Annotated in this window: 16 protein-coding genes and 1 pseudogene; 9 read left to right on the top strand and 8 right to left on the bottom strand. The window is 48.4% G+C overall.

Annotated elements, in window-relative coordinates; genetic code table 11:
* Positions 1-119 precede the first annotated feature (119 nt).
* The 4 genes from FJM67_RS00860 to FJM67_RS00875 all read right to left on the bottom strand — a co-directional run bounded on the left by FJM67_RS00860 (position 120) and on the right by FJM67_RS00875 (position 3,385).
* On the bottom strand, positions 120-953 hold the full coding sequence (locus tag FJM67_RS00860) for an MOSC domain-containing protein (RefSeq protein ID WP_140586763.1): 834 nt from the start codon (positions 951-953) through the stop codon (positions 120-122).
* A gap of 137 nt (positions 954-1,090) precedes the next feature.
* Positions 1,091-2,257 carry a type III PLP-dependent enzyme gene (locus FJM67_RS00865; protein WP_140586765.1) on the bottom strand — a complete coding sequence of 389 codons (1,167 nt, stop codon included), beginning with the start codon at positions 2,255-2,257 and terminating at the stop codon, positions 1,091-1,093.
* Positions 2,258-2,536: 279 nt separating this feature from the next.
* Positions 2,537-2,977 (bottom strand): DUF6691 family protein, encoded by a 441-nt coding sequence (locus FJM67_RS00870; protein ID WP_140586766.1) that lies wholly within the window; start codon positions 2,975-2,977, stop codon positions 2,537-2,539.
* Between the two features lie 9 nt (positions 2,978-2,986).
* Positions 2,987-3,385 carry a YeeE/YedE family protein gene (locus FJM67_RS00875; RefSeq protein ID WP_140586768.1) on the bottom strand — a complete coding sequence of 133 codons (399 nt, stop codon included), beginning with the start codon at positions 3,383-3,385 and terminating at the stop codon, positions 2,987-2,989.
* A gap of 209 nt (positions 3,386-3,594) precedes the next feature.
* Here FJM67_RS00875 and FJM67_RS00880 point away from each other — a divergent pair, with 209 nt between their 5' ends.
* Positions 3,595-4,038 carry a tellurite resistance TerB family protein gene (locus tag FJM67_RS00880; RefSeq protein ID WP_140586770.1) on the top strand — a complete coding sequence of 148 codons (444 nt, stop codon included), beginning with the start codon at positions 3,595-3,597 and terminating at the stop codon, positions 4,036-4,038.
* 66 nt (positions 4,039-4,104) lie between these two features.
* Here FJM67_RS00880 and trmJ read toward each other — a convergent pair whose 3' ends face one another.
* Positions 4,105-4,890 (bottom strand): tRNA (cytosine(32)/uridine(32)-2'-O)-methyltransferase TrmJ, encoded by a 786-nt coding sequence (gene trmJ / locus FJM67_RS00885; protein ID WP_140586772.1) that lies wholly within the window; start codon positions 4,888-4,890, stop codon positions 4,105-4,107.
* Between the two features lie 20 nt (positions 4,891-4,910).
* A complete protein-coding gene (locus tag FJM67_RS00890) occupies positions 4,911-6,212 on the bottom strand; it encodes a J domain-containing protein (protein ID WP_140586774.1) in 1,302 nt (433 codons plus the stop codon).
* Positions 6,213-6,351: 139 nt separating this feature from the next.
* On the opposite strand from FJM67_RS00890, the gene moaC reads away from it, so the two are divergent.
* From moaC to FJM67_RS00905, 3 genes are read left to right on the top strand one after another with little or no spacing between them, the layout of a single operon-like run.
* Positions 6,352-6,837 carry a cyclic pyranopterin monophosphate synthase MoaC gene (moaC, locus tag FJM67_RS00895; protein WP_140586775.1) on the top strand — a complete coding sequence of 162 codons (486 nt, stop codon included), beginning with the start codon at positions 6,352-6,354 and terminating at the stop codon, positions 6,835-6,837.
* The gene (locus FJM67_RS00900; RefSeq protein WP_181161395.1) at positions 6,827-7,078 is read left to right on the top strand and encodes a MoaD/ThiS family protein; all 252 of its coding nucleotides are present in this window, start codon (positions 6,827-6,829) and stop codon (positions 7,076-7,078) included. The genes moaC and FJM67_RS00900 overlap by 11 nt, the downstream gene beginning before the upstream one ends.
* A gap of 3 nt (positions 7,079-7,081) precedes the next feature.
* Positions 7,082-7,531: a molybdenum cofactor biosynthesis protein MoaE gene (locus tag FJM67_RS00905; protein ID WP_140586779.1), complete on the top strand. Its 450-nt coding sequence runs from the start codon at positions 7,082-7,084 to the stop codon at positions 7,529-7,531.
* A 12-nt stretch (positions 7,532-7,543) separates the two neighbouring features.
* Here FJM67_RS00905 and FJM67_RS00910 read toward each other — a convergent pair whose 3' ends face one another.
* Positions 7,544-8,791 (bottom strand): tyrosine-type recombinase/integrase, encoded by a 1,248-nt coding sequence (locus tag FJM67_RS00910; RefSeq protein WP_140586780.1) that lies wholly within the window; start codon positions 8,789-8,791, stop codon positions 7,544-7,546.
* A 63-nt stretch (positions 8,792-8,854) separates the two neighbouring features.
* On the opposite strand from FJM67_RS00910, the pseudogene FJM67_RS17930 reads away from it, so the two are divergent.
* Positions 8,855-8,929, top strand: a pseudogene (locus tag FJM67_RS17930) (hypothetical protein); the annotation flags it as partial.
* 31 nt (positions 8,930-8,960) lie between these two features.
* On the opposite strand, the gene FJM67_RS00920 reads toward FJM67_RS17930, so the two are convergent.
* Complete coding sequence (locus tag FJM67_RS00920) at positions 8,961-9,377, bottom strand: thermonuclease family protein (protein WP_140586782.1); 417 nt, start codon at positions 9,375-9,377, stop codon at positions 8,961-8,963.
* Positions 9,378-9,763: 386 nt separating this feature from the next.
* On the opposite strand from FJM67_RS00920, the gene FJM67_RS00925 reads away from it, so the two are divergent.
* The 4 genes from FJM67_RS00925 to FJM67_RS00940 all read left to right on the top strand — a co-directional run bounded on the left by FJM67_RS00925 (position 9,764) and on the right by FJM67_RS00940 (position 15,541).
* Complete coding sequence (locus tag FJM67_RS00925) at positions 9,764-10,024, top strand: hypothetical protein (protein ID WP_140586784.1); 261 nt, start codon at positions 9,764-9,766, stop codon at positions 10,022-10,024.
* A 231-nt stretch (positions 10,025-10,255) separates the two neighbouring features.
* Positions 10,256-10,951 carry a translesion DNA synthesis-associated protein ImuA gene (gene imuA, locus FJM67_RS00930; protein WP_140586786.1) on the top strand — a complete coding sequence of 232 codons (696 nt, stop codon included), beginning with the start codon at positions 10,256-10,258 and terminating at the stop codon, positions 10,949-10,951.
* A complete protein-coding gene (locus tag FJM67_RS00935; protein ID WP_140586787.1) occupies positions 10,952-12,448 on the top strand; it encodes a Y-family DNA polymerase in 1,497 nt (498 codons plus the stop codon).
* Positions 12,449-12,457: 9 nt separating this feature from the next.
* Positions 12,458-15,541, top strand: a complete 3,084-nt coding sequence (locus FJM67_RS00940) for an error-prone DNA polymerase (RefSeq protein ID WP_140586789.1) — start codon at positions 12,458-12,460, stop codon at positions 15,539-15,541.

Below are 15,541 nucleotides of genomic sequence, written 5' to 3' on the forward strand. Positions count from 1 at the left end.
ACCTCCACATCAGGGATTACCTCTTTAGCCTATGTGCTTAGGAGAAAATGCGCCATTACTGATCAAGGATATTTGGTAGTCAAACCGTAACAATACGTATAAGGACGTAAGTGCATGATTTAGCGTAAATCTTGATATTGTTCCGGCTCGCGCCATGTTAAGACTTCTACTTTATCCCCTTGTTCAATGATCCCTTCATTTAAGGCGACTAAATTAATACCAAAGGTCACGCCTTTTTTCTCCCAACGACGAAACTTCGATAGGGTGCGTAACGGCTCTCCATTTGGGCTGCGCTCTGCTGTTTGTGGGTTTAGCGTCGTAAAAACACAGCGCACACAGGGTTTTACATTTTCAAACTCAACCGTACCGATGCGAATACGGTGCCAACTGTCCTCGATAAAAGGCGTATCCGCTGCGACAACAATATTCGGACGAAATTGACGCATATCGGTTTGCTCGAGGGCGGTGCGGTTAAGCTCTCCGAGGGAAGCCTCATTGGCGAGTAAAAATGGATAACCGTCAGCAAAAGCCACCGGCTGATCCGGTCGCCTAGAGGTGTAACGTGCTGATTTATCGCCAAAAAACACCAGTTTGACTGGCGTGTTTAGTAATTGACTAAACCATTCATCCGCATGCTGATCCACCCAGCGACCAGCCACGTCATCCCCCCAAATTTGGGTAGACAGATAGTGATCGCTAAAACTACTGGGTCTAAGTATGAGAGACTCCGGCATTTGTTGATGGGTTAGGGTCAAGACATCGGTAGTACTTGGCAAAGCATGCACCAGCGATAGGGCAGGGAATTGCCGGGCGGTGATAAACTTGCCTTCCATGTCGATCAACATGTAGCGCCTATCGTGTAACAAGCCAGAGAAAGAAACTTGTGCCTGATGTTGTGGGATGCCCATTACGGATTTAATTGGATAAATATAGAGTTGGGTGACAGCGCTCATGGATACCTCTTTGATAGAAAGTTCAGCCTAACCACAAACCCAAAGATGGGCAACTAGCGCTGCATAAAATTTGCTTCAAGGGAGCCATAAAAAAAAGAGGCTCGGGGCCTCTTTTTTCAGCTAGTCTGGTTTACTGCTTAGATGCAGTACTGGGTCAACGGAGGGAAGCCGTTAAACTCAACTGCACTGTAAGTAGTGGTGTAAGCACCAGTAGACAACCAGTACATACGATCACCGATGGCTAGGTTCAATGGCAAACCGTATTTGTAGTGTTCGTACATGATGTCCGCACTGTCACAAGTAGGGCCGGCAATGATGACTTCTTCAAGCTCACCGGTTTTTTCTACGTGAATCGGGTATTTGATTGACTCATCCAAGGTTTCAATCAAACCAGAGAATTTACCCACGTCGGTGAATACCCAACGATTTAGAGCAGTGTGAGATTTACGGGAAATCAGTACCACTTCACTGACTAGGATGCCGGCGTTAGAGATCAATGAACGACCTGGTTCAAGGATAATGCGCGGCATATCATCACCAAAGTCTTCCTCTAGGAAACGAGTGATTTCTTCAGCGTAAGTGGCTAGATCATTGGTACGGCTGATGTAGTTTGCAGGGAAACCACCACCCATATTGATCATCTTCAGGTTAATGCCATCTTCGTTTTTCAAACGCTCGAAAATAACTTTAACGCTGGCAATAGCCGCATCCCAAGCACCGATATCACGTTGCTGAGAGCCTACATGGAAAGAAACACCGTAGGGTTCTAGACCAAGCTCTTTGGCAAGAATCAAAAGATCCATGGCCATATCAGGACGGCAACCAAATTTACGTGACAAAGGCCAATCTGCAGATACGGTGCCTTCTGTCAGGATACGAACATAAACGCGGGCGCCAGGAGCCGCTTTCGCAATATTGCGTAGATCCGCTTCGGAATCCGTAGCAAACATGCGTACACCTTTTTCGAAGAAGTAACGCACATCGCGAGCCTTCTTAATGGTGTTACCGTAGCTAACCTGTTCCGGCGAAATACCACCGATATTCAGTAGTTTGTCTAGCTCATAGCGGGAAGCAACGTCAAAGTTTGAGCCACGGTCACGCAATAGCTTAAGGATTTCTGGCGCCGGGTTAGCCTTGATAGCGTAGAAGATATCGGCAGTTGGAAAGCCTTTGGTCAACTCAGAGTAGGCTTCATCGACCATCTGAGTATCAATCACAACAAAAGGGGTTTCTTTAGTGTCTGCAAAAGATTTTAGGCGGTTAAATTGTTCTGCAGTGTAGAAAGAATTTACATCGATAGACATAGCGCATTGCTCCTATTTCTATATAAAACATAGTCCGAAAGTGATCACGCCTTTACCTCCCTCCATCCTACTTATGGCTGTTACTTATCCGGCTCTAGGGCCTTAAGCGACGAGCGCAGCAGTTGAAGCGGTGCGGAATATGTTCAGCAACGACGCGGATGCGAAATGTAGAATCCATCGACTTTATCGTCAAGGACTTTTTGATGAATTATAGATGAAAAAAAGGAGCTGGTGAGGCAGCTCCTTTTTAGGTGCAAGTTATAAACAGCTGTTTAAGGTTTATGGGGCCTGATTTGGTTGCCCGGCGCGGCTACCATCCCGGCGTAAATGGTACAAAGTACTCCCAGCGATGACGGCGCCAATAAAGTAAAAACCCTCAGCAGGATTGTTCACTAAAGCGGTTAAGCCAGGGCCTGGACAATAACCAGATAATCCCCAGCCAATACCAAACATAACCGCACCGGAGAGTAAGTCTTTATCAATATCTTGGCGGGTCGGGATATACCATTTGTCTGCTAACCAAGGTTTGCTGCGGCGGTTGCGAATCATGTAGCCGATCATGCCAACGGCGACAGCGCCACCCATGACAAAAATCAGAGACGGATTCCAGTCACCAAAAATATCCAGGAAAGCGAGCACCACAGCGGGATTGGTCATTTCCGCGATAGCTAGCCCTAGACCAAATATCAAGCCAGTCACAAAGGTGATGAAAGCAATCATGACAATCTCCTAGTAAACGATAGCGACCGTAATAATACCGGCGGCCATAAAGGTTAAGGTGGCAACGATGGAGCGGGGCGATAGACGGGAAATGCCGCATACCCCGTGACCACTGGTACAGCCACTGCCCAAGCGAGTGCCGTAACCTACCAGTAACCCAGAGGCGATCAGTAATAGGGGATGACGCGCTTCTGGAAAAGGCACGGTTTGTGTGGTGAGTACGCCATAGGCGCTACCACCAATTAGCAAACCGACGATGAACAGCATTGGTAAAAACCGTGCTTTGCTGAACAAGGTTTGAGCTAATATGCCGCTGATACCCACTACTTTGCCGGTTAGTAGCAGATAAGTTGCCACTGCGAGACCTATGATCAAGCCGCCACTTAAAGGGGTCAAAATGGATTCCATTTATGAAAAACCTCTTAATTAGTTTGATTTTAATCAGTATATACTAAAATAATGCCGCATTATAGGTTGATCAAAGTGGAAACTTTGTAGAAATGAGCTACGCCGCAAGGAACAGTGAAAACCCCCATTTGTTGCGTAATACTGACAACAAATAGGCGTTATCTGACGTATAGTTAGGGTTTTAAATTACGATCTCGGCACTCGATTTTATGATTCAAGTATTAAAACAACTATTCCAACAGTCGATTCCCCAGCAAGCACCGCAGCTTTCCTACCAACGTGCGGTAGCGGGTTTGTTAATGGAGGTGATGTTTGCAGATCACCATATCGCCCCTGAGGAGGAAATTGCCATTAAAACCTTCCTGAAAGAGGCGACCGATTTGGGCGATGATGTGGATGTGCTTTATGAAGAAGCCAAGCAAGGTTTCGACGAAGCGACGGATCTTTATCAGTTCACCAAGGTAATTAATGCCGATGCCAGTCATCTGCAAAAATTTGAATTAGTAAAAGGACTTTGGCATGTGGCCTATGCGGATGGGGACTTGGACGCCCACGAAGATCATCGCATTCGGCGTATCAGTGAATTGCTGTTTATGCCCCACTCGGAATTTATTCAAGCAAAGCTGGCGGTGCAGCAAGAGTTAGCCCAGTAGAGATAGTCCGATGAAGCAAGAGGAAGGCTGTCGAAACTTTCCTCTTGCGACCCTATTTGAACCGGATTATTCCGCCTTATCGTCCTGTTCAGTTCGTTCCGCTTGGCGGCGTTTAACTTCATGACTATTGCCTTCCGTGAGACCAGCTTCCCGCTGTACGGCGGCTAATACACCTCGCAGAATGCCTAACTCTTGTTTCTCTGGTCGAGAACGATTGAAAAAGCGTTTTAGCTTATCTAACACCTTACCCGGATGGTTACGGATAATAAAATTGATACCGTATAAGGTTTCTTCTAAGTGCTCGTAGAATAAATCCAATTCTTGCTTTTGTGGGTATTCCGGCAGTTCTTGCGGTTGTTTGTCCCGCTGTTGGTGAGCCATCCAGACCTCATAGGCAATGATCTGTACCGCCTGAGAAATATTCAACACCGGATACTCGTCGTTAGCATCAATATAAACTTGACGATTACATTGAGCCATTTCCTCGTTCAACAGCCCCATGGTTTCCCGCCCGAACAAAATCGCGATATTGCTGTTATCGGCTTCTCGCACCACCTGTTCCGCACATTCTCGCGCACTCATAATTGGCAGTTGGAAAGTACGGTGGCGAGCACTGGTGCCAATCACTAAGGAGCAATCACCAATCGCTTCCGCCAACGTGGGTACGATGGTGGCATGTTCTAAGACATCCACGGCACCGGCAGCACGGCTGGTGGCATCTTCGCTTGGGTAGTCATTGGGATCCACCAAATAGAGGTTGGTAAGCCCCATATTCTTCATGGCACGGGCGATAGCCCCCACGTTTCCAGGATGAAAAGTATTGATCAGTACGATACGAATATTGCTTAGCATGGGTAGAAAACAGAACCAAATCAAGGGTTAGTTACGGCAGCGCGCAGGGTCAAGGTTTGCTCAGTACTGGCAAAATCCACGTCATCCAAAATGATGCGGCTACGATTTTCAAACAGAAAATGTTGGCAGGCGCCATGATACAGGGAACCGGTTTCCAATACCAAACGATAACGCCCACGGGGAATGAAATTGGCGGCGAAAGGCTGCGCCGCATTGAGGTATATGGCGAAAGGGGCCTGACCATCTAAGGATTCAAAATGCAATAAACTGGGGCGTTCTAACTGATTCAGTAGTCGTAAACGGCTGGTTCCATCCGCTTTACCAATCACTTCACCATGGTCAGGAGCTAGCCCAGGTTGGCCGTAACAACCGGTTTGCTGGGCGTGCTCAACACTACCAAAGGCAAAATCTTCGGCCTTTGCCCAACCGGTGATGTCACCATAACGTAGGGTGAGCCAGTCCCCTTGCAGTTTAATCGCCTGTACATTGGTATGGGCGGGGATTGCCGTTACTTCGCTGGCATCCGCACTGGGTTCGCTATAAAGGGAGGCGTCCACTAGGCTGTAATTTTGACCTTCACGGAATTGGGGATACAAACCTGAAATATAAGCACTGGCGTTATCGGTTGGTGGTTGCTGAGAATCGAGCCAGAACAGGGTGCTATACACACCGGCACCAAAACAAGCCAAATAAGAAGCCGCAATATACACCATTTTTGCTACGTTACGACTACTTTCTGTCTCGGCTAGCGGTTTACTTGCCTCCGGTTGACTGGGTGGTTCCGGATCAAACTGACCTTGGGCGGCAGTGAAACCCTCGTAAAACGCCTGATAATCGCTTTCTTGCCGTGGCTGAGACGTGGCGTTGTGTTGATGCTTCTGCATTTCCTCATACAAGGCTTTCACTCGGCGCTCATGGAGGGTATTGCGTGCCGTACGCAAGGCTTCTTCCCGCACCCGATCCTGTTGGGCGCTATTGCGCTTCATTTCTTGATAAGCCCGTTGCTGCTCTTTAACAAAACGACGTTGTTGCGCATCCGTAGCAAACTCATAACCGGATTCGTCAAATTGGGAAGGTTTAGCGGTATTGGTAAATTCGTAGGGACGCCAGTTGGCTTGCCCGCCGGCATTCTGCGACTGCTTCATGGCCGCCAACACATTACGATAGGCGTCCTGAATGCGCTGAAAATGCTCCGTGGTATCCATCCCAGGGTTTTTGTCTGGATGATAGCGACGGGCCAAACGACGATAGGCGGTTTTGGCATCCTGCTCGGTTGCATTGGTGGGCAACTCTAATAAGCGAAAATCGTCGATGAGGCTCATGAAACGGTTCCAGTTAAAGTGCTTCCATTATGCCTGAATTATGCGCTTGAACAAACACGACACTGGGCTTGCAATTCTCTCAGGCTTTGCCACTATGGCGCCTAATTAGTTATTTAACCCGTAAGAGAACGATTTATCCATGTCCGATAGGCTTACACACCTCAACGACCAAGGTCATGCCCACATGGTGGATGTGTCCGATAAAAGCATAACCAAACGTGAAGCCACCGCCCGTAGCCGTGTCGTAATGGCACCAGCTACCCTAGCTGCGGTTATGGCTGGTGGACTACCAAAAGGGGATGTGATTGCGACAGCTCGTCTAGCAGGCATTATGGCGGCTAAGAAGACGCCGGAACTTATTCCACTATGTCATCCACTGATGCTAACCAAGGTAAGTGTCGAGATAGAAGCGATTAATGATACCTGTATCGAAATTCGCTGCACCTGTGCGTTGAGTGGTAAAACTGGGGTAGAAATGGAAGCGCTGACCGGCGCTAGTGTCGCAGCCTTGACGCTTTATGACATGTGTAAAGCCATTGATAAGGGTATCGTTATCCAAGAAACCTGCTTGCTCACCAAGCAAGGGGGTAAAAGTGGTGATTGGAGTCGTACCCATGAAAATTAATGTGCTGTTCTTTGCCTCGGCAAAGGACGTATTTCGCTGTGCCGCAACCGACGTAGTGCTTGAAGAGGCTTGTACCGTGCTAGCCTTGAAACAACAATTGGCTAGTCAGTTTGATGTGCCATTAGCAGAAGTAGAGAAACTACGAGCATCCATTGATCAAGATTTCGCTCGCGATGAAGATTTGGTTGATCCGCAGCAGCACCGGGAAGTGGCCCTATTTCCACCGGTAACCGGGGGATAAACCATGGTCTTGGTGCAAGAAGCAGATTTTAACGTACAAGCCCTTTATCAAGACTTATGCATTGCCAATGACACCGGCGCAGTGGCCATGTTTGTTGGGCGAGTTAGACAGTTTACCGAGCAAGTGGATCAAGATGCGTCCTTTTTGCTCGAACATTATCCTGGCATGACAGAGCGCAACATCGAAAAAATCGTCACCGAAGCCAAGCAACGCTGGCCGTTACTTGCGGTGACCGTCGTTCATCGGGTCGGTGAACTGCGGGTGGACGATCAGATTGTATTTGTTGGCGTCAGCAGCGCCCACCGTGCGGAGGCGTTTCAGGCCTGTGACTTTATTATGGATTACCTAAAAAGTCGGGCGGCTTTCTGGAAAAAAGAAACCAGCCAAGGCCAAAGCCACTGGGTGGAAGCCAAAGCCGCCGATGAAGCATCGCTGGAGCGCTGGTCGAAGTAGCTAGCCGCTATGCTAATGGGGGCGCAGTGGTTTTTTGCGGGCACTGGCATGGCGCTCGCGGTATTCGGTATCGATGTATCTGTCTGTGGTTGCCATGCTGGCGTGTCCGGCATCTTCTCTGACGTGTTCTTTCGGGCGCACTTTCACATCTTCGGAAATCCCCGTGTGGCGTAACCAGTGGACGGTTGCTACACGTAAATCTTCCGCGTCGGACTTCATGCCATCACTGCACATACGCTCGTAGGCTTGATCGAAGCAAAACTGCACAATATTGCGTATTTGCCGAGAACTGGTCATCGCACCTTGACCACGATTTTTCGGAATCAGCGCCGTCGTCTCGGCAACGGTGGGTAAATCCGGCAATTGCCGAAAGCGGCGGTAACGGACTAGGGCGTCTAGCATTTCATCGGACACACTGACAAGGCGCTCTTTATTGCCTTTCGACAGCACTTTGAACCACCAATGACCATCAGTATCCTTAATGAAATCCCCCATTACTGGGGCGGAGCGTTCATCGGCCACCAGTTCTGAAATCCGCAAATACATACCCAGTAGGGCGTTCATAATAAACAAAGTGCGCTCGTGGGTAGCGGGATCTTCTTCCGCTAATAATTCCGCCGTTTCGATCACATAATCCCATTGTAGATTCGAGATGCGACGCACTTGGCGGCGGGTTACTTCCTTTTTAATAAACTTGCTTTTCTGGCGAATTAACGCGACGGGATTTTGCTGCACCGCTTCTTCTTGCATCAAAAAGCCGTAAAAAGACGACAAAATCGAGAAAGTGGCGCGTATCGCCGCCTGGGAAAGATTGTAATGTTGTGATAGGGGCGCTTCCCCGTTACGAAACGCCAATTTAGAGACGTGGGCAACAAAGGGACGCCATTCATCATTGGGGACACGCTCCCCCATATGCGATTTAAAGCGCGCCACGTTCTTAGTGCCAATCCAGTCTTCCGGTGGTGAGACACAGAAGTGGATAAACTCCTCGATTTCATCCCGACGCAGATGACTAGCAGGTGAGTCTTTCACATGCCAAGCCCAGAGCAACAAACGCTCTACTTCGCGACGATAGGAGTTAAACGTGGCTTGAGAACCGTTGTAGCTGTAAATGAAGCACAAAGCCAGTTGTAGATCCCGACGAAAATCTGGGTTTTGCAGTTTAGGCTCTCCACCGACTAACGCACTGTGGATTCGCTCAAACTGGGTAAAAGGGTTAGCAAGATGCTCTAAGTTGTCGATTAAAGGATACGGTGCCATGCATCAGTCTCTTTCAGAATGTGCCAAGGTTACCACTTATCCCAAGGGGCATGAACACTGTATTTGCTCGGTTATACTGTAGAAGAAGTACCACGTCTAATATATCTTGAGGCGGTTGGGTCTCACGAAAACTTCTACTGGAATCTTAAGCGTTTGGTGCTTGTCGGTGTTAACACCAACCCTGCCGACTCCCCCCGTCGTAGGGGCGCGCTAAACCAGATTGGAGTAGGGCGTCGGTCAGTGAGTGGCCGTCCACATAGACATCGGCCAATAAGCGGAAATACTTGCCCCGCTGGATGTTTCGAAGTTCTATCACTTGGCCGTTGGCCAGGAATTGACGGGTAAAGTCACGGGCTTGGCGAGCCAGTTGTTTTTCCCCTTCGCATTTGCCGCGTATTTCTGCGGCATCTACGCCGTTCACGCGTACCGACATGTTCTTGCCGACGATATCGGGCCAACCGGCGATATCAACGCGAAAGGTATCGGCGTCATACACCGAAATCACTTTATCTACACGCACATTTTCGGCATAGGCAGTAAACGGCCATGACAACAGGAGGGCACCCACAAGGATTAAACCGCGCATTCGTACAACCTAATCGAACCCGCACATCCCGTGCTGAAAAGAAGTCCATGGCGCTCATTCTATAAATTGAAGGAGACTTCATCAATATCTATTGATCGTCAAACCATCGTCCTGCTGCCCCTCCCTGATCGCTCGTATCCGCCTTAAATTTTTGCACAATCAATGAAAACTGTTCTCATTTCATAAATTGGTCATTAATCTTGGCTTAATTAATAGGATATTTAAGGATTTTGTCACTTAAAGCATTAATATTGAAACAGAACTTTAGGGGCTTTTTTATAAATTTTTTCTAAATAATAATTAACTCACTGACAGGGGAAACCCAAGAGTTAATGCTCACAATATTTATTGAGCAGAATTTAAACAATTATTTGGAGTAACATGCAATGAAAAAATTAGTGAAATTATCTTTAGTAACTGCCATCTTTGCTGCTGCGACAGGCTCTGCATTTGCCTCTTCTTACGATGATATGCGTGAAGCGAAAGCCAAGGTTGACGCGCTTTCAGCGCAGCTTGGCACTATGGGTGTAACAGTTGAGCCGGTTTCTTTTGATCGTCCAATGACGTTCTCACAAAAAGAAGATGCTTACAACAATAAATATGCTGAACTTCAAGCAACATTCAATAAAATTCACTTCGCTAAATAATATATAAGAATATCTAGTATTCTATAATTGATATCTAAGAGTTTAAAAAAGCCGGCTAATAAATGCCGGCTTTTTTCGTTTTATTTATTATCTTTTAAATATTATCAAACGAAATATTTTAATAAATTGATCAAAAAAGCTGTTCTATTCATCATGTGTCTGTCGTTCTGGAGCTTGTCATAGGTTCGCACTTGTAAGATACTGTATGCATGTACAGTATTTGAGGTGTCTATGGGTTCTCTGGGGCAACTGTCAGAACAAGGGCTGATCTGGAAAGGGAATCAGACTCGGTCCGCCGATGGATTAAATCAACAAATCGCGCCAAATCGCTCAACGGGTTTTGAGGCGCTTGATCGGCTGTTGTTGTGTGGTGGCTGGCCCGAATCTGGATTGGTCGAGCTGTTAGTGCCTGCTAATGGGGTCGGCGAGTTGTCGTTATTGCTACCTTGGCTTGCTCGGACGATTCAAGAAGAAGGCAGAAAGGTGGCATTTATTAACGCGCCATTGATACCCAATATTGCCACTTTGGTTGCCTATGGTATTGCACCCCAACAGGTGTGGTTGCTGCGTGCTCAAAACCAGCGGGAAGTGCTCTGGTCACAGCAACAGTGCTTACAGGAAGGGCATTGTTGTGCTCTATTTATGTGGCATGACGCTAAAACTTCCCCGGCGACATTACGTAAGTTACACCATGCTGCCCAGCGAGGGCGCTGTTTGGGTATTAGTATTCGTCCTACCTCTGTTCAGCAATCTGCTACGCCAGCCCCTTACCGTTTGCAACTGGAATCCGTTGCGGGACAGGCTCAAGTAACCGCTTTAAAACGTCGTGGTGGTTGGGGTGGTGAAAGTGTTCGGCTGGATTTGACTGCTAAGCCTAAATTACCACCTTTGCCAGGGAACAATGTCGAATTACGGAGTCTCAACTAAATGTGGCTTGGCTTTCATTTTCCGTTATTACCCCTTGATGCCCACGGTGCTGGTGTTGTCGAAACACCATCCATTGTGCTCAATCGACGTGGTAATCGAGTTGCGTTGGCCAATCCTGCTGCTTGTCACCAAGGCATTAAAGCCGATATGCCGTTAGCCCAAGCTTTTACCCTGAGCCCCGAACTACAGGTATACGAAGTCGATCCTCTCGCTGAACAGCAATTACTCGACAGTTTGTGTCAATGGTTGAGCCAATACTCGGCTACTGTTTGTCAGCGGGGGGGTAATGCCATTGTCATTGAAGTAGCTTCCATGTGTCGCTACTTTCATGGGTTGGCGACATTAATTTCCGAGCTACAAAACACCATTCCAAATTTCATTTCTGGCTGTGATATAGGGCTAGCGCCGACGCCGCTATTGGCCCTTTGGCGTGCTCGGAGTCACTTGGCACTTTGGCCCCAAGAAGACGTAAAAGACCTAGCAGACTTACAAACCATGGCCATTGAAACTTGGTTAAGTAATTTACCTATTACGGCGATAGGATGGTCACAACAAGAAGTGCAACGATTATCCGGTTTAGGAATAAAAAGCATAATATATTTACATAAATTACCTTTTTCGGATCTCAGGCGTCACCTTGGCGAGTCACTTTATCAAGACTTCGGTAAAGCGGTCGGCGTTATCAAGGACCCGCAACCTCTCTATGTACTTCCTGACCAGTTTGAAAGGCATGTCACTTTTGATCGTGAAATTGAATACAGTTTAGGTCTGCTATTTCCTTTGCGTCGGATTGTGGAACAACTCGCTTTGTTTCTACGTCGTCATCGGTGGCGTTTGTTTGATTTGTCTCTGACTTTAAAGCTGGCTTGGCACGCAGAAGGGCAAGACGAGGTTGTCCTGTTACTGCGCCATGATCTTGGTAGTGACAGGGCCGAATTATGGTTAGAACTTGCGGAGCTAAAGCTCGGCAAAATGCTATTGCCAGCACCGGTACGTGAACTCACGGTGGTTAGCGGGCGTTGGGAAGCGAGCCATGAGGAAAATGCCGATCTTTTTGATGACAACCGACAACGCAAGGCTGACGAAGCCATATTTCTCAGTCGGCTAAGGGCGAGACTTGGGGAGCAGGCCTTGAGCGTGGCCCATTTTTCAGGGCATCACCTGCCTGAAATGAGCGGCAGCTATGTTCCATATCATCTGAAAAACAGCCAGCCGATACCGGAAGAACGCCCTGAAATCCATGGACCTCTGCTCCGCGCTTGGCGCTATCAGCGCCCGAATTGGTTATTGCCTCAACCCCAAGCGGTGAATATTGCAGAATTTACCCAATTAAAAGTATCAGAGCGGGTGGTAGGGCATTGGTGGCAAAAGCAACCTACGGAAACGCTGCAACCCTACCGACGGGATTATGTTATTGCTCGAAGCCAAGATGGTCGCTTAGCTTGGTTATTTCGCGATGATCAGGGTATCTGGTACTTACATGGCTGGTTTGGATGAGGTGTAGCCATGGACATTCCCTACATCGAATGGCACTGCCGGAGTTGCTTTAGCTTTCAACAGGGGGCTTCTCACCCGGAAGAATTGGTCAGTCGAGCCATGCAAATCGGCTATCACGGCATTGGGATAACCGATGAATGCTCCCTTGCGGGAATTGTGCGCGCCTATCGTACCGCCAAGGAATTAGAATTCCCCTTTTATATCGGTAGCGAATTTCGCCTACAGGATGTGATCGTAATCGCCATCGTCACCAATAAAAACGGCTACCATCAGCTTTGTCAGCTGATCAGTCAGTGTCGACGCCGAGCTCCCAAGGGCAGTTACCAAATTGAGTTAGATGACTTTGCCTGTTTACAAGATTGCTTGGTTATCGCGCTACTGGAACCCATGGCCTTGCTGGATAATCATGGTCGATACCATGATCAATTAACCCGTTTACGTCAGCTATTTCCAGAGCGAATGTGGCTTGGGGTAAGGCAACGTTTAAACCTCTACGATGACGATTTATTAGCTTTAACCCAGCGCAGCGGGCAATTATTGCAATTGCCTATCGTCGCTATTGGTAGTGTGGATATGCATGTGCCGGAGCGACAGCCCCTTCGGGATGTGATGTACGCGATTCATCACCATACCAGCGTGGCAAAGTTAGCGTCCCGACAGGCCTGCAACGGAGAAAGCCATTTACGATCCAAACGCAAACTTCAGCGTCTCTTTCCCAAAGAGTATTTGGCGGAAACCTTAGTTATTGCCGAACGCTGCCATTTCTCTTTAGAAGAGCTGCGTTATGACTACCCCAAGGATCTGGTGCCCGCCCATACCAGCGCCGCCGCTTATTTACGCTTGCAAACCTATATTGGTGCGGAACTACGTTACCCCAATGGTATTCCCGCCGGTGTGCAAGCTCAGTTAGAAAAAGAGCTGCAAATCATTCATGAACTGGAATTTGAGCATTATTTCCTGACGGTTTGGGATTTGGTGCGCTTCGCCCGTAGCCAAGATATCTTGTGCCAAGGGCGCGGTTCCGCTGCCAATTCTGCCGTTTGCTATTGTTTGCATATCACCGAAGTGGACCCAGCCAATACTCAGCTGTTGTTCGAGCGTTTTATCTCGAAAGAACGCCACGAGCCACCGGACATTGATGTGGATTTTGAACACGAGCGCCGGGAAGAGGTGATTCAATATATTTACCAACGCTATGGTCGTGAGCGAGCTGGGCTCACTGCCACTGTGATTCGCTATCGGGTGAAAAGCGCCGTGCGAGAAGTTGGTAAAGCCCTAGGGATTGATGGGCACTACTTAGGTAAATTGCTAAAGCAACTGGACCGACGGGATAAGGCCGAGCCTTGGCAACAGCAGTTACGCCAATTAATTGGCGCTAGTGGGGATCACCGGCTACAACAGTTATTGCACTTGAGTCAGGAAATTTTAGGGTTCCCCCGGCACTTGTCACAACATGTGGGTGGTTTTGTGATCGCCGCAGATCGGGTTGATCGGCTGGTGCCGGTGGAGAACGCTGCCATGGCGGAGCGCACCATTATCCAATGGGATAAAGATGATTTGGAAACCCTAGGGCTATTAAAAATCGATGTATTGGCATTGGGGATGTTATCCGCTATCAAAAAAGCCCTTAAATTATTGAGTGGCCGTGATGGGCGAGTTTGGCGGCTGCAAGATATTCCGCGAGAAGACCCCGCCACCTATCGTATGTTGCAGCAGGGGGATAGTGTCGGGGTGTTTCAGGTGGAATCCCGCGCCCAAATGAATATGCTGCCTCGGTTAAAACCCCAGCAGTTCTATGATTTAGTGGTGCAGGTGGCGATTGTACGCCCAGGACCAATTCAAGGGGGAATGGTGCACCCATATTTGCAACGTCGCCAAGATGCAAGTTTGGTCAGTTATCCTAGTTCGGCGGTCAAAGAAGTATTGGAGCGAACTCTCGGCGTTCCCATATTTCAAGAGCAAGTGATTAAACTGGCCATGGTGGCAGCGGGCTTTAGTGCCGGTGAAGCGGATAAATTACGCCGAGCAATGGGGGCATGGAAACGCACCGGTCAACTTAAACCCTTTCAAGACAAGCTCAAGGCAGGCATGTTAGAACGGGGTTATGATAGCGAATTTGCCGATCGCCTTTGTTTGCAAATTCAGGGGTTTGGGGAATACGGTTTCCCCGAGTCCCACGCAGCGAGTTTCGCTATCTTGGTCTACTTTTCTGCTTGGTTAAAATGCCACGAACCGGCGATCTTCTGCTGCGCCTTGCTAAATAGCCAGCCTATGGGATTTTATAGCCCCTCCCAATTGGTACAAGACGCCATGCGTCATCAGGTGCAGGTTTTGCCCCCCTGTGTGAACCATAGTGAATGGGATCACACCCTAGCTGATCCCAACAGCCAAACATTACGATTAGGCTTACGACTTGTGAAAGGCTTGAGCCAAGTAGCGGCTGATCAGTTGGTCACTGAGCGCCAGCGATCGGGTAATTTCACTTCTTTAGAGCAATTGTTACAGAGAGTGAGCTTAAACACCCGCGACCGGGAAGCATTAGCTGCCGCAGGGGCATTGGCACAGCTGGGCGGTCATCGTTATCAGACCAGATGGCGTATGCTGGGATATCAGCAACCTACAGCATTACCGTTATTACTGGAACAAAACCCTGAGGTGGAATTTAACGCTCCAACTGAGACCGAGAATTTGTTGGAGGATTGGCAAACCCTAGGGTTGTCTTTGCAGCGTCATCCCTTGGCTATTCTGCGCGAACAGGGCAAATGCTACCGCTGTACCCCTAGCAATGAATTACTGCATCACCCCCATGGTAGCCTAATTCGTGTTAGTGGCTTAGTCACCGGTAGGCAACGCCCCGGTACGGCATCCGGTGCGACTTTTGTCACCTTAGAAGATGAATTTGGCAATATCAATGTAATTGTGTGGCTTGCGACCGCACGGGCACAGCGGCAAGCCCTGCTAGGGGCGCAACTTCTCGAAGTACATGGTGTTTTGGAAAAGGAAGGGCAGGTCTGCCACGTGATCGCTGGGCGTTTGCTTGATCGATCCGATTTATGGCATGGGCTTAATGTTGCGTCACGGGATTTTCATTAA

It is taken from the genome of Maribrevibacterium harenarium (assembly GCF_006385675.1).
Lineage (GTDB): Bacteria > Pseudomonadota > Gammaproteobacteria > Pseudomonadales > Marinomonadaceae > Marinomonas > Marinomonas harenarium.

Coding starts and splice junctions, on each gene's coding strand:
- FJM67_RS00860 (WP_140586763.1), bottom strand. CDS start 953: ATGAGCGCTGTCACCCAACTCTATATTTATCCAATTAAATCCGTAATG.
- FJM67_RS00865 (WP_140586765.1), bottom strand. CDS start 2,257: ATGTCTATCGATGTAAATTCTTTCTACACTGCAGAACAATTTAACCGC.
- FJM67_RS00870 (WP_140586766.1), bottom strand. CDS start 2,977: ATGATTGCTTTCATCACCTTTGTGACTGGCTTGATATTTGGTCTAGGG.
- FJM67_RS00875 (WP_140586768.1), bottom strand. CDS start 3,385: ATGGAATCCATTTTGACCCCTTTAAGTGGCGGCTTGATCATAGGTCTC.
- FJM67_RS00880 (WP_140586770.1), top strand. CDS start 3,595: ATGATTCAAGTATTAAAACAACTATTCCAACAGTCGATTCCCCAGCAA.
- trmJ (WP_140586772.1), bottom strand. CDS start 4,890: ATGCTAAGCAATATTCGTATCGTACTGATCAATACTTTTCATCCTGGA.
- FJM67_RS00890 (WP_140586774.1), bottom strand. CDS start 6,212: ATGAGCCTCATCGACGATTTTCGCTTATTAGAGTTGCCCACCAATGCA.
- moaC (WP_140586775.1), top strand. CDS start 6,352: ATGTCCGATAGGCTTACACACCTCAACGACCAAGGTCATGCCCACATG.
- FJM67_RS00900 (WP_181161395.1), top strand. CDS start 6,827: ATGAAAATTAATGTGCTGTTCTTTGCCTCGGCAAAGGACGTATTTCGC.
- FJM67_RS00905 (WP_140586779.1), top strand. CDS start 7,082: ATGGTCTTGGTGCAAGAAGCAGATTTTAACGTACAAGCCCTTTATCAA.
- FJM67_RS00910 (WP_140586780.1), bottom strand. CDS start 8,791: ATGGCACCGTATCCTTTAATCGACAACTTAGAGCATCTTGCTAACCCT.
- FJM67_RS00920 (WP_140586782.1), bottom strand. CDS start 9,377: ATGCGCGGTTTAATCCTTGTGGGTGCCCTCCTGTTGTCATGGCCGTTT.
- FJM67_RS00925 (WP_140586784.1), top strand. CDS start 9,764: ATGAAAAAATTAGTGAAATTATCTTTAGTAACTGCCATCTTTGCTGCT.
- imuA (WP_140586786.1), top strand. CDS start 10,256: ATGGGTTCTCTGGGGCAACTGTCAGAACAAGGGCTGATCTGGAAAGGG.
- FJM67_RS00935 (WP_140586787.1), top strand. CDS start 10,952: ATGTGGCTTGGCTTTCATTTTCCGTTATTACCCCTTGATGCCCACGGT.
- FJM67_RS00940 (WP_140586789.1), top strand. CDS start 12,458: ATGGACATTCCCTACATCGAATGGCACTGCCGGAGTTGCTTTAGCTTT.